The organism is Dyella flava (genome assembly GCF_016904955.1).
Classification (GTDB): Bacteria; Pseudomonadota; Gammaproteobacteria; order Xanthomonadales; family Rhodanobacteraceae; genus Dyella_B; species Dyella_B flava.
The window spans coordinates 458,448-471,718 of the sequence record NZ_JADIKE010000037.1 but is presented as its reverse complement, the minus strand read 5'-3'; the positions used below and the strand labels follow the sequence as shown (position 1 = coordinate 471,718).

General features: G+C 61.8%; 11 protein-coding genes. 7 read left to right on the top strand and 4 right to left on the bottom strand.

Features of this window, described 5'->3' with window-relative positions:
• The first annotated feature begins 94 nt into the window (after positions 1-94).
• The 3 genes from ISP19_RS15365 (at position 95) to ISP19_RS15355 (ending at position 3,766) form a co-directional block, all read left to right on the top strand.
• The gene (locus tag ISP19_RS15365; protein WP_204683275.1) at positions 95-1,471 is read left to right on the top strand and encodes an MFS transporter; all 1,377 of its coding nucleotides are present in this window, start codon (positions 95-97) and stop codon (positions 1,469-1,471) included.
• Between the two features lie 163 nt (positions 1,472-1,634).
• Complete coding sequence (locus tag ISP19_RS15360; RefSeq protein ID WP_204683274.1) at positions 1,635-2,918, top strand: methyl-accepting chemotaxis protein; 1,284 nt, start codon at positions 1,635-1,637, stop codon at positions 2,916-2,918.
• A 140-nt stretch (positions 2,919-3,058) separates the two neighbouring features.
• Positions 3,059-3,766, top strand: a complete 708-nt coding sequence (locus ISP19_RS15355; RefSeq protein ID WP_204683273.1) for an MHYT domain-containing protein — start codon at positions 3,059-3,061, stop codon at positions 3,764-3,766.
• A 54-nt stretch (positions 3,767-3,820) separates the two neighbouring features.
• On the opposite strand, the gene ISP19_RS15350 is transcribed toward ISP19_RS15355, so the two are convergent.
• From ISP19_RS15350 to pdhA, 3 genes are all read right to left on the bottom strand, one after another.
• Positions 3,821-5,194, bottom strand: a complete 1,374-nt coding sequence (locus tag ISP19_RS15350) for a dihydrolipoamide acetyltransferase family protein (protein ID WP_204683272.1) — start codon at positions 5,192-5,194, stop codon at positions 3,821-3,823.
• Between the two features lie 77 nt (positions 5,195-5,271).
• Positions 5,272-6,252 carry an alpha-ketoacid dehydrogenase subunit beta gene (locus tag ISP19_RS15345; protein ID WP_204683271.1) on the bottom strand — a complete coding sequence of 327 codons (981 nt, stop codon included), beginning with the start codon at positions 6,250-6,252 and terminating at the stop codon, positions 5,272-5,274.
• A 3-nt stretch (positions 6,253-6,255) separates the two neighbouring features.
• Positions 6,256-7,341, bottom strand: coding sequence for a pyruvate dehydrogenase (acetyl-transferring) E1 component subunit alpha (pdhA, locus tag ISP19_RS15340; RefSeq protein ID WP_204683270.1), 1,086 nt, complete (start codon positions 7,339-7,341; stop codon positions 6,256-6,258).
• Positions 7,342-7,552: 211 nt separating this feature from the next.
• Between pdhA and ISP19_RS15335 the strand changes: the two genes are divergently transcribed.
• Both ISP19_RS15335 and ISP19_RS15330 read left to right on the top strand, forming a co-directional pair.
• Positions 7,553-8,401, top strand: coding sequence for a tryptophan 2,3-dioxygenase (locus tag ISP19_RS15335; RefSeq protein WP_204683269.1), 849 nt, complete (start codon positions 7,553-7,555; stop codon positions 8,399-8,401).
• A 159-nt stretch (positions 8,402-8,560) separates the two neighbouring features.
• Positions 8,561-10,045 carry a peptide MFS transporter gene (locus ISP19_RS15330; protein WP_204683365.1) on the top strand — a complete coding sequence of 495 codons (1,485 nt, stop codon included), beginning with the start codon at positions 8,561-8,563 and terminating at the stop codon, positions 10,043-10,045.
• A 56-nt stretch (positions 10,046-10,101) separates the two neighbouring features.
• Here the strand turns inward: ISP19_RS15330 and ISP19_RS15325 are convergent, their stop codons facing one another.
• Positions 10,102-10,575: a MarR family winged helix-turn-helix transcriptional regulator gene (locus ISP19_RS15325; RefSeq protein WP_204683268.1), complete on the bottom strand. Its 474-nt coding sequence runs from the start codon at positions 10,573-10,575 to the stop codon at positions 10,102-10,104.
• Positions 10,576-10,689: 114 nt separating this feature from the next.
• On the opposite strand from ISP19_RS15325, the gene hppD reads away from it, so the two are divergent.
• Both hppD and hmgA read left to right on the top strand, forming a co-directional pair.
• A complete protein-coding gene (hppD, locus tag ISP19_RS15320) occupies positions 10,690-11,784 on the top strand; it encodes a 4-hydroxyphenylpyruvate dioxygenase (RefSeq protein ID WP_204683267.1) in 1,095 nt (364 codons plus the stop codon).
• A 105-nt stretch (positions 11,785-11,889) separates the two neighbouring features.
• Positions 11,890-13,188: a homogentisate 1,2-dioxygenase gene (hmgA, locus tag ISP19_RS15315; RefSeq protein WP_239556832.1), complete on the top strand. Its 1,299-nt coding sequence runs from the start codon at positions 11,890-11,892 to the stop codon at positions 13,186-13,188.
• The last annotated feature ends 83 nt before the right edge of the window (positions 13,189-13,271 follow it).

Sequence of the window (13,271 nt, the reverse complement as noted above, 5' to 3'; positions counted from 1 at the left end):
CAACACGCTCCGCCGACGCATCACGGCAGGCGAGCACATCGCCTGCCGATGATCCGGGCGCAAGAGGCGCCCATTCACGAGACAAGGAGGCACGATGGCCAGCGGTGACGGACAGGCAACTTCGGTGCGAGCGTTGGGCGATGCAAGCAAGCAGGAGCCGCAACGCGAATACACACTCCTGGACGATGTGCCGCTTAACGGGTTTCACTGCAAGATTGCAGCTTTGACCTTCGGTGCGCATCTCACGGAAGGTTATGCACTGGGCACGGTGGGCCATGCGCTACCTTCGCTCAGCCATCAGATGGAACTGGATGCCGTTTGGAATGGTTTGATCGGTAGTTCCGCCCTGGCCGGCATTTTCGTAGGTAGCCTGATATTTGGCTGGCTATCGGATCGTATCGGCCGGCAGAAAATATTCCTGCTCAGCTTTCTGATTATCACGCTGGCGGCGTTTGCGCAGTTCTATGCCGCTTCGCCATTGATGCTGTGTGCCTTGCGACTGCTGCTTGGTATTGGCATGGGCGGAGATTTCGTTGTCGGGCATGCGATCCTGGCCGAGTTTTCACCACGCAAGCATCGTGGCGTGTTGCTGGGGTCATTCAGTGTGATCTGGACGATCGGCTATGTAGCCGCGAATGTAATCGGTATGCACTTTGCCGATGCATCGCCCGATGCATGGCGCTGGCTGCTGGCCTCGGCAGGTGTTCCGGCCTTGATCGTGCTGGTTCTGCGGATGGGCACGCCGGAATCCCCGCGCTGGTTGCTTGGCAAGGGACGTCGGGCCGAAGCGCAGGCCATCGTGCGGCGTTTCTTTGGCGATAATGTGAAGCTTGATGCCGGCAAGATGCCGGAACACTCGCATGGGGGCGGATATGGCCGCCTGTTCCAGCCGGACCTGATCCGCCGCACGCTATTCAACTGCATTTTCTTCGTTTGCCTAGTGATCCCGTACTTCGCGATCTACACCTTCTTGCCCGGCATTCTCAAGGTGCTTCACCTTGGCGAGAGTAGTGCCGATCTGCTTTTGAACGGCTTGTTGGTGATCGGTGCGATCTTCGGTATCTGGCTTACCGTTGTTTTGCCGCGCCGCGTCTTCCTGATCGGCTCGTTCTTCGTGGCCTGCGTCACCTTGGCTGCGCTCAGTCTTCTGCCCGAATCCGCGACCATGGCGCTGATCGTGGTCTTTGCGGTGTTCACCCTGATCATGTCCGCCGTCTCGAACCTGGTCGGTGTATTCCCGCCGGAATGTTTCCCGACCGAAGTCCGGGCCTCGGGTGTTGGACTGGCCATTGCGTGCAGCCGACTGGGTTCGGCCGTCGGTACATTTCTGTTGCCGATAGGCATGGCGCATGTCGGCCTGCAACCAGCGATGATGATGCTTGCGGCCATTCTCCTGATCGGCATGCTCGTATCGATGGCGTGGGCGCCGGAGACACGCCATTTGTGCCTGAATGAGGCTGCAGGCTCCTGATTTTCCATGCGATATGAGGATGTTGGGTCGGGTGATGCGCGGTGTGTGCCTTGGTGCTAACTGTGATTGGTTTCACATTTTTGATGGAGGTCCGCTGTTTGTAACTAAAGCTTCTTAATCCGGCGTCGATAGATCCAAATCGATTCACGGGTCGGGGGAGCTCATGATTCGCTATACGATCAAGTTACGAATGGGCATGCGGCTCAGCTTGCTGCTGCTGTTTCTGATGGCGATCGGCATAGTGGGTATCTATGGGATCGACCGCGCCAATGCCGGTGTCGAACAGCAATATCGCGAAGATGTGCTGGCGCTGGGCAAATCGGGGCGCCAGATAGATACGCCGGATCCGGCCAGACGCGCCGATGCCGAACAGGCTTTCGAGCAAGAGCTTGCGCGTGCCCAGTCGCGTTACGCGCAGATCAGTGCTCAAGGTCAATTGCTCCGGACGGTTGCACTTGGCGTCGTGCTGTTTGGTCTGTTGTTGACGGTCATCAGTGATGGCGTGTTTGTTCGTTCCATCACGGTGCGCATCCGTGATGCTTTGGAACTTGCCCGCACCATCGCGAATGGCCGGCTCGACAATCACATTCCCACGCTCTACAGCGACGAGATCGGCGAGCTGCGCACGGCTTTCCGCGAGATGGACGAACATTTATCCAGCGTGATCCGACGCGTCCGAGGCAGTGCGGACACCGTCAACGGCACATCGCAAGCACTGGCGTCGGGCAACGGCGAATTGGTCACCCTGATGCGCGACCAGGCCTCTTCGCTGGGGCAGGCCGCCAACAGCATGGAAGCGATGACGCAGCTGGTCCGACGCACCGCCGACAACACCAGTGAAGCAGACCGACTCGCCGTGGAAGCGCGTACGCAGGCTGAGCGCGGCGGCGCGGCCATCGCGCGAATGACGCAAGCGATGGATGAAATCGGCCAGTCCAGCCAGCGCATTGCGGATATCACCGGCGAGATCGACGGTATTGCCTTCCAGACCAATTTGCTGGCCTTGAATGCTGCGGTGGAAGCTGCACGAGCGGGCGAACAGGGGCGTGGTTTTGCCGTCGTTGCCGGGGAGGTGCGCGAGCTTGCTCAACGCAGCGCCACGGCCGCGCGCGAGATCAAGCGCTTGATTGGCGAAAGCCAGGTCGTGGTCGATGAAGGTGCACAGTGGGCACGCCGTTCCTGCACCGATGTCGAGGATATCGTCCGCAGCGTGCGCAAGCTCAGCGACATCGTGGGCGAGATTGCCGCGGCCAGTGAGAGTCAGGCCTCCGACCTTGCTCAGGTAAGCACCACGGTCACCCGCATGGATGCCGGCATGCAGAAGCATCACGAACAAGTGCAGGGCGTCAATCGGGCGAGTCAGGCCTTGCTTGAGCAAGCCGGCATGCTGACGACGGAAGTCGAGTTTTTCAGCTTCGCCGACAGAGCGCGTGTCGCCGCTGGATGATTTGCTTTAGAGATCATTGCATCGCGCTTCGTGGCAGGCCGTTCTCCTGCAGGCGGGAGTGATCCGAGCAGCGTTGGCGTTGCCTTCATGGTGTGCAAGCAAGCGTCATTGGATATGTTCCTTACTTCGGGAAATGCGGCATGGACAAACATTACGACATCGCGCTGGTCGCCTATTCCTTCGTCATTGCCTCGCTTACCGGGTATTGCGGCATCGAGATGACCTCACGCGTCCGCCGTGCCGTGGAGGACAAAAGGTTGTGGATCATCGCCGCGGCATTCGCCTTCGGCACCGGCGTCTGGGGCATGCATTTCATGGGCATGGTCGCATTGGTCCTGCCGGTGCCGGTGACGTTCAACGCCTGGCTGACGTTTGCCTCGTGGGTCGTTGCCGTGCTCGTTAGCGGGATTGGTTTTTACGTGATACGTAACGGCGTACGCATCGGCAGTTGGTTGGTGGCTTCCGCCTTGATGGCCGCCGGCGTTTGCTTGATGCACTACGGCGGCATGTACGCCATGCAAATGGGTGACGGATTGACTTATCGCCCGTTGCTGTTCTGGATTTCGGTGGCCATCGCTTTCGGCGCCAGCGCCGCGGCCTTGCTGATCATGACCTGGCTGCGCGACAGCGAGCGCTGGCCGGGCGTACTTGCCCGCATCGGGGCCGCGCTGGTGATGGGATTGGCGGTGACCGGCATGCATTACACCGGCATGGCGGCCGCGATGTTCGCGCCGGGTGCGTATTGTTCGCCGACGAATGGTTTGAATGAAGCCTGGATGATTCTTGGGCTGGTCATCGCTGCAACCGCCGTTGTGAGCCTTTCACAATGGGCGGCGTTGTTGCGGTGAAGTCATAAAAAAAAAGCGCCCGGACCGGGCGCTTTTTTTGTTTGGAGCTGACGATCAGTTCGGCAACGACAAATCGTCCAGCAGCGCCTTGAGGAAGCGCGCGGCCTCGCCACCGGTGGCAGCGCGATGATCGAAGGTGACGCTGATCGGCATGCGACGATGCACTTCGATGCCGCCCATCACCGCGACCACATCGTGGCTGAGCTTGCCGGCACCGATGATCGCCACGCACGGCGGCACCACCACCGGCGTTGCATAGCGGCCGGCGAACATGCCGAAGTTGGACAGGCTGATGGTGTAGCCGGCCAGTTCCGACGGCGGAATCGTGCGGTCTTCCACCTGCGCGCGCAGGCGCTGGATACCGGCACGGATACCGGCGCCGTCGAGCACGTCGGCGTTGCGCAGTGCGGGCACGAACAAGCCATCTTCCGTATCGACGGCGATACCGATGTCCACGTGCGGATGCAGCGTGCGGGTGAGGTTCTTGCCGTCGAACCAGGCGTTGAGCGCAGGCACGGTCTTGCAGGCGACAACGATGGAGCGAATCAGGCGAGCGGTGATGTCCTGCTTGCCGATCCAGGCGTGCAGGTCGGCATCGTCCACCAGCGTGGTGGGCACCACGTTGGCGTGCGCATCAGCCATCACGCGGGCCATGTTGCGGCGGACACCCTTGAGCTGTTCCGGTTGGCCGCTGGCTTTTACGCTCGGCGGAGCCGTGCGCACCGGCTTGCCGGCCTGCGACATCGGCGTGCGTGCCGGTTCCGGCTGCGGCAGTTCGGGAGCGAGATGACGTCCGGCAGACGCGGGCACGGCACGGGCCGGCGCCGAGCCGAGTGCGGCGGTGCCGTTGGCGGCTGCATTCTTGACGTCCTGCATGGTCACCACGCCATCGGCGCCGCTCGGGCGCACGCGGCTGATGTCCACCTTCAGCTTCTTGGCCAGCGCGCGCACGGCCGGCACGGCCTTCACGCCGCCCACGCTGGAGGCGTGCTCCACATGTACGTGGCTGCCGCTGACCATGGCGCCGACCACGGTGCCTTCGTCTTCGCGATCGGCGGTGCCGTTGCCCGATTCGATTTCGCCGCCTTCATCGGAGGCGGTGACTTTCTTCGGTTCGGCCGCGGCTTTCTTCGGGCCATGATGATGGCCGGTGGCTTCAGCCTCGGCGCGCTGCTTGGCGTTCGGATCGGGTTCGAATTCGGCCAGTGCGGCGCCGGTTTCGATCACGTCGCCCGCAGCGCCGTGCAGCTTGGTGACCTTGCCGGTGTAGGGCGAGGGCACGTCGACCACCGCCTTGGCGGTTTCCATCGACACCAGCGGGGCGTCGAGCTTGATGGTGTCGCCTTCCTTTACGTGCCATTCGACGATGGTTGCGTCGGGCAGGCCTTCGCCGAGGTCCGGCAGGTAGAACGTCTTGATGTCGGCCATGAGTCAGTTCCCGTAATCTGCTTGATGTGCTTTTTGTCATCATCCCGGCCTGGACCGGGATGATGCTGTCGTTATGTTCAGGAGTTGGCGAGCGTGCGCTTGGCGGCTTCGACCACACGTTCCGTACTCGGCAGGTACTTCATTTCGAGACGGAACAGCGGGATGTGCGTGTCGTAGCCGGTGACGCGCTCGACCGGCGCCAGCAGGTCATACAGGCATTCCTCGGCGATGCGTGCGGCGATTTCCGCACCGAAGCCGGCGGTCTTGGGCGCTTCGTGCACGATCACGCAGCGGCCGGTCTTCTGCACCGATTCGGCGATGGTGTCGAAGTCGAGCGGGGTGAGCGTGGCCACGTCGATCACTTCGGCGCTGATGCCTTCTTCGGCCAGCGCGTCGGCCGCTTCCAGCGCTTCCTTCACCTGCGCACCCCAGGTCACGATGGTGACGTCGGTGCCGTCGCGCAGCACGAAGCACACATCGAGCGGCAGCGCTTCGCCATCATCCGGCACTTCTTCCTTGTACTGGCGGTAGATGCGCTTGGGTTCGAAGAACATCACCGGATCCGGATCGCGGATTGCGGCAAGCAGCAAGCCGTACGCACGTGCCGGCGACGACGGCATTACCACGCGCAGGCCCGGGATGTTGGTGAACAGATGTTCGTTTGCTTCGGAGTGATGTTCCGGCGCACGAATGCCGCCGCCCCACGGCGCACGCCACACGGCCGGCACGGTGATGCGACCGCGGGTACGGTTGCGCAGGCGCGCGGCGTGGCAGGCAATCTGCTCCATCATCGGGTAGATGAAGCCTTCGAACTGCGCTTCGGCGACCGGCTTCATGCCTTGTGCGGCAAGACCGACGGTGACGCCGGCGATGGTGGTTTCGTCCAGCGGGGTGTCGAGCACGCGCAGTTCGCCAAACTTTTCCTGCAGACCCTGGGTGGCGCGGAACACGCCGCCATTGACACCAACGTCTTCGCCCAGCACTACCACACTCGGGTCGTGGGCCATTTCATAAGCAAGAGCCTGGGTGACGGCTTCGATAAGAGTGATTTGTGCCATGACTTAGTGCGCCTTCTTGTCGAGCGAGAGCGCGAGGTCGCGCTGTTTGGCGAGGTCTGCGGGAACTTCGGCGAAGGTGTAGTCGAACATCGCCGTGACGGGCTGGGTCTTGGTTTCGAGGTAAGCGTTCACCTCGTTATCCATCCAGTCGTCGCACTCGGCTTTCCAGGCCTCTTCCTTCTGGTCGTCCCACACGCCCTTGGCGACCAGCCAGTTGCGCAGGCGCTTCATCGGCTCCTTGGCCCAGGCGTCTTTCACTTCCTGCTCGCCGCGGTAGCGACGGGCGTCGTCGGCGGTGGTGTGATCGCTCAAACGGTAGGTGACCAGCTCCAGCACACTGCCGCCCTGGCCGTTGCGGGCGCGTTCCAGCGCGTCTTCCATCGCCTTGCGCACGGCGATGATGTCGTTGCCGTCCACCTGGATCGAGAACAGGCCGGCGGCAATGCCTTTCTGTGCGAGGGTCGGCGCACCGGACTGGATCTTGCGCGGCACCGAGATCGCCCACTGGTTGTTGACGATCACTGCCACCATCGGCAGGTTCTGTGCGCCTGCGATGTTGATGGCGCCGTAGAAGTCGCCCTTGGACGAGCCGCCGTCACCGATCGTGCACACGGCCACGCGCTTTTCGCCGCGGATGCGGAAAGCCAGCGCGGAACCGGCTGCGTGCAGGCACTGCGTGGCGATCGGCACCGACCAGGCGAAGTCGTGACGTGCGGGTTCTTTCTGATAATCGTTACCGCGTTCGTCACCGCCCCAGTACATGTACACCTCGCGCGGCTGTACGCCGCGATACAGCTGGGCGCCGTATTCGCGGTAGCTCGGAGCCAGCACGTCTTCCGGCTTCATGGCGCTGCCGATGCCGACGTGCGCGGCCTCGTGACCGAGACAGCTTGCATAGGTGCCGAGCTTGCCGGTACGTTGCAGTGCTACCGACTTCGCGTCAAAGACGCGGGTCGACATCATCAGCTTGTACAGCTCGACCATGTGGTTAAGGTCTTTGGCGAACTCAGGCAGGTCGTCACGGACCTGCTTGCCTTCGGCGTCGAGGTATTGCAGATATTCGATTTCAAACTTGGCGGCGATGGACACGACTCGCTCCCGGGGTGGGGTAAGGAAAGGATCTCTGCGGGGAGGCGAGGCCCATCCAGTGGGGCCTGACGCACAGGGAAAGTCCCGGAAAAGACCACATTTGATAACAGGCAGCCATGTTGCGGTGCAAGGCACACCGCAGCATGCGAGGGCGTACGTAGGACATCCCCAGACCGGGTAACATGAGCATCTTTGCGGGTTTGCGGGCACCATGAAGGACAACCAGCGTGACCTTGAGGCAGGCATTCAGATCGATCTGAGTGGCCGGATGACCTACGACGGCTACCTGCGGCTGGACCAGCTCCTGGCCGCCCAGCAACCCCTCAGCCAGCCCCCGCACCACGACGAAATGCTGTTCATCGTGCAGCACCAGGTGGCGGAGCTGTGGATGAAGCTGATCATTCACGAGCTCAAGTCGGCGATCGCGCACCTGCGCGTCGACGACCTCGATACGTGCCTGAAAATCCTGGCGCGGGTAAAGCAGGTGCAGCGCCAGCTGTTCGAGCAGTGGGCGGTGCTGGAGACGCTGACGCCCTCCGAATACCTGGAGTTTCGCGGCGTGCTGGGCTCGTCGTCGGGCTTTCAGTCGCTGCAGTACCGCATGATCGAATTCATGCTGGGCAACAAGAACGCGCAGATGCTCAAGGTATTCGACTATGACCCGGCGGTGCACGCGCAGTTGCGCGAGGTGCTGGAAGCGCCCGGCCTGTACGACGAATTCCTGCGCTACCTGGCGCGCCGCGGGCATGCGGTGCCGGCGGCGCGCGTGGAGCGCGACTGGAGCGAGCCGTATCAGCGCCATGACGATCTATTGCCGGTGTTCAAGCGCATTTACGAACAGCGGGCAACGTTTTGGCCGGAGTACCACATGTGCGAGCAACTGGTGGATGTGGAGGAAAGTTTCCAGCTTTGGCGTTTCCGCCATATGAAAACGGTAGAGCGGATCATCGGACATCGCCGCGGCACGGGAGGTTCCTCGGGCGTGGCGTTTCTGAAGAAAGCGCTGGATCTGGAGTTTTTCCCCGAGCTGCTGGATGTGCGCACGGTGCTGGGAAGCTGATCTGCCTTGCCGGCAAGGTGATCAAACACTCCGGGATGGACTGCACTGACGCCAAAGCCGGGTTGCTGCGTTGCATTTGACTAAAGTGCATTCGGCTCGTTACATCTTTTTAATCCAACGCCCAGGGGGAGATACGTGAGCCAGAGTTCCGAAGCCAGCATGGCCGGTGCACCCGATTTTCCGCAGATGCTCGGTCATCCGCGTCCGCTGTGGATGCTGTTCATGACCGAGTTCTGGGAGCGCTTCGCGTTCTACAGCGTGAGTTGGGCCTTGGCGCTGTACATCGTGGCGCAGTTCTATCACGGCGATCCCTCCGGGCAGGCCTGGGCCAGCAAGATCTACGGCGCTTACACCGCGCTGATCTATGCCACCGGCATCTTTGGCGGCTATGTGGCCGACAAGCTGATCGGCTACCAGCGCTCGATCCTGCTGGGCGCCCTGGTGATGGCGGCCGGCTTGTTCACGATCATGCTGCCGAATCAGCAGGCGATGCTGTACGGACTGGCGATGGTCGTGGTGGGTGACGGCCTGTTCAAGCCGAATATCTCGTCCATGGTCGGACAGTTGTACGGCCCCATGGATGAGCGGCGTGATCGCGGTTTCACGCTGTTCTACATGGGCATCAACGCGGGCGCGTTTGTCGCGCCGCTGCTCACCGGCTGGCTGGCCAGTTATTTCACCGATACCCCGTTGCAGCAGAACTATCGGCTGGTGTTTGCCGCCGCCGGTGTGGGCATGGTGTTGAGCCTGTTGTGGTTCTGGTTTGGTCGGCGTGGTTTGCGCGGTGTCGGGCGTCCCGCGCCGGAGGCTGCAAGCCGGTTGCGTGTGCTTTGGGTGTTCGTAGGTGTGGTGATCGCGGTACCGATTGTCTACTGGCTGCTGTCCCAGATCGGCGCGATCGGCCTGCAGTGGTTGCTTGGCCTGCTGTTCGTTGGCGTGGCTACCATGCTGATCGTCGAGGCTGCGCGTCACGATACGGTGCAGGTGCAACGGGTGATCGCGATGATGATCATCTTCGCCTTCAACCTGCTGTTCTGGATGTTCTACTTCCAGCTGGGCACGTCGTTTAACTTCCTTGCGGAAAACATGGTCGACCGCAAGATGTTCGGCGGCTGGGAATTCCCGGTGGGCTGGTTCCAGTCGGTGAGTCCGCTGGCGATCATCGTGCTGGCGCCGATCGTCACGCAGGTCTGGGCCTTCCTGGCCAGATCGCACCGGGAGCCTTCGATTCCGCGCAAGTTCGGCCTTGGCCTGATCTTCAACGGACTGGGTTTTCTGGTGCTGATGTATGCCTTGTCGCGCCTGATCGATGCGCACGGGCTGATCCCGTTCTGGCCGCTGACCGCTTGCTACGTGCTGCAGACCGTGGGTGAGCTGTGCCTGTCACCGATCGGCCTGTCGATGGTGACCAAGCTGGCGCCACCGCGCCTGGTCGGTGTGGCCATGGGCGGCTGGTTTCTCTCGTTGGCGGTGGGCGGCAATCTGTCCGGTCTGCTGGCGGGCCACATCAGTGGCGAAAACGGCATGACGGCGGCGTCGGCGCTGAGCGGTTTCACCTTCAGCTTCTGGCTGCTGGCCGGTGCCGGCGTGCTGCTGCTGTTGATCTCTCCGCTCATCAACAAGCTGATGCACGGCGTGAAGTAAGCGCCCGTCGAAGCCAACGGGCGGTGCCGTGCCGCCCGTTGGCTGTTGGTACCGGCTTACTTCTGCGACACCGGCTGGAGTTTGTCCAGGATCCGCGTGAGCCATTGCCGCTCTTCCTGATCCAACTTCTCCAGCACCTCGCGCTCACGCGCGCGCGCCATCGGCGCCACGTCATCGTGAATCAGCCAACCCGCTTCGGTGAGGCTCAGCACCGAGCGGCGCTTGTCTCCGTCGTGGGTATCGCGGTGCACCCGTCCGGCGCTGACCAGCCTGGCCAGTGCGCGGCTCACCGCCACCTTGTCCATCAATGTGCGCTCGGCCACTTCCCGGGCGGATAGCCCGTGGAAGCGGGCCAGCACGGCCATCACGCGCCATTCGGTCACGCTGAGGTCGTAACGCCGCTGGTAGTCGTCCGCAATCGCCTGGCTCACCGTGTTGGAAAGAATCGATAACCGGTAGGGCAGGAAATGTTCCAGTTCCAGGGGGGCATGCTCGGCTCCGGCAGGGGCTGGGTTACGCGGGTTTGACATTGTGGCGATATTCCTTGCAATTAGTTTCACATGTAACTATAACGTAGGTCTTATCTCGATGGTGGCACGCTCCCGTAGTCGCCGTCGCGCATCGACTTACGTCAGGAGAGCGCCATGAACGCCCAGCCCAATCTCGGCATGCAAGTCACCACCTTCGAAAACCCCATGGGCATCGACGGATTTGAATTCGTCGAGTTTGCCGCACCGGCCGGCCGTGGGGGCGAACTGCATGCGCTGTTCAAGAGCATGGGCTTCAGTGCCGTGCTCAAGCACAAGAGCCGTCCGATCACGGTCTATCGCCAGGGCGGCGTGAACTTCCTGGTCAACGAAGATCCGCATTCCTTTGCTGCCGATTTTGCCGCCAAGCACGGCCCCTGTGCCTGCGGTTTTGCGATCCGCTTCAAAAATCCGGCGAATGAGGTGCTCAAGGCGGTGATCGCCAATGGTGGCGAAGCATCGACCGACAAGACCGACACCAAGGCCGTGAATACCCCGGTCGTGAAGGGCATTGGCGACTGCATGCTTTACCTGGTCGACCGTTACGGCAGCGCGGGCAGCATCTATGACGGCGACTATGTGCCGGTGCCCGGCGCTGATCAGAATCCGGCCGGATTCGGCCTGACCTTTATCGACCACCTCACGCACAACCTCTACTTCGGCAACATGCAGAAGTGGTCCGATTACTACGAGCGCCTGTTCAACTTCCGCGAGATCCGCTACTTCGACATCAAGGGCGCCAAGACCGGCCTGGTGTCCAAGGCGATGACCGCGCCGGACGGCATCGTGCGCATTCCGCTCAATGAATCGAACGATCCGAAGAGCCAGATCAACGAATACCTCGATGCCTATCATGGCGAAGGCATCCAGCACATCGCCTGTTTCACCGACAACATCTACGACACGGTGGAAGCGATGCGCGCGACGGGCGTGGAATTCCTCGACACCCCCGATACGTATTTCGACGTGATCGACATGCGCATCCCCAATCACGGCGAGGATGTGCCGCGTCTGGCGAAGAACAAGATCCTGATCGACGCCGATCCGGAAACCAAGCAGCGCAAGCTTCTGCAGATCTTCACGCAGAACAACATCGGCCCGATCTTCTTCGAGATCATCCAGCGCAAGGGCAACGAAGGTTTCGGCGAAGGCAACTTCCAGGCCTTGTTCGAGTCGATCGAGCGCGATCAGATGAAGCGCGGCGTGCTGTAAACGCACTCCCATCTCTCTGTATCGAGAGATGCGTACTAAAGTAGATCCTCGCCGCACCCCTGTTCCATCGGAGCAGGGGTGTTCTAACAAAGAGTGATGCGTGTGATGGAATCGAAGGGTTACCAATCCGGCTTTGGCAACGAGTTCGCCAGCGAGGCGATTACGGGCATTTTGCCGAAAGGCCAGAATTCCCCGCAGCGCGTGGCGCATGGCCTGTATGCGGAGCAGATGTCGGGCTCGGCATTCACCGCGCCGCGACATAGCAATCGTCGCAGCTGGCTGTATCGCATCCGCCCCGCCGCGATGCATCAGCCGTTCCAGCCGCGACCGCATGCCACCTTCCATAACCGGTTCGACGAGGCGCCGGCCACGCCGAATCAGTTGCGCTGGGATCCGTGGCCGATGCCGGCTACGCCCACTGATTTCGTCGATGGTCTGGTGACGCTCGCCGGCAACGGCAGCCCGGCCGAGCAGGCCGGTTGCGGTATCCATATCTACGCCGCGAACAGCTCGATGAAGGGCCGCTTCTTCTATGACGCGGACGGCGAGCTGCTGATCGTGCCGCAGCAGGGACGTTTGCATATCGCGACCGAAATGGGCGTGCTCGACGTGCAGCCGCTGGAGGTTGCGGTGATCCCGCGCGGCGTGCGCTTCCGCGTCGAACTGCCCGATGGCCAGGCGCGCGGTTATGTCGCCGAAAACTTTGGCGCATTGCTGCGCTTGCCGGACCTCGGCCCGATCGGCGCCAACTCGATGGCGCTGCCGCGCGACTTCCTCGCGCCGCATGCGGCTTATGAAGACGTGGAAGGCGATTTCGAGCTGATCAACAAGTTCCAGGGCGCCTTGTGGAGCGCGCGCATCGATCACTCGCCGCTTGATGTGGTGGCATGGCACGGCAATTACGCGCCCTACAAATACGATCTCACGCACTTCAACACGGTGGGTTCGATCAGCGTCGATCATCCCGATCCGTCGATCTTCACCGTGCTGACCTCGCCCAGCGACACCCCCGGCACGGCGAATGTGGATTTCGTGATCTTTCCGCCGCGTTGGCTGGTGGCCGAGCACACTTTCCGTCCGCCGTACTTCCATCGCAACGTCGCCAGCGAATTCATGGGCCTGATCGAGGGCGTGTATGACGCCAAGGCCGGTGGTTTCGCTCCCGGTGGCGCGAGCCTGCACAACTGCATGAGCGGCCATGGTCCGGATGCGGCGAGTTTCGAGAAAGCCAGCGTTGCCGACGTGAGCAAGCCCGATCATCTCACCGGCACGATGGCCTTCATGTTCGAAACGCGCAAGGTGATCCATCCGACCAAACAGGCGCTCGATGCCCCGCAGCTGCAGCAGGATTATTACCAGTGCTGGCAGGGCATCAAGAAGCACTTCAATCCGGAGCGTGCGTGACGTGCACTCGCCAGCGCGCGGTATGGGCGCGTGGCTGGCAGGCATCGTGGTGTGCTGCTGTTCGAAACGGATAAGCCGGTAAA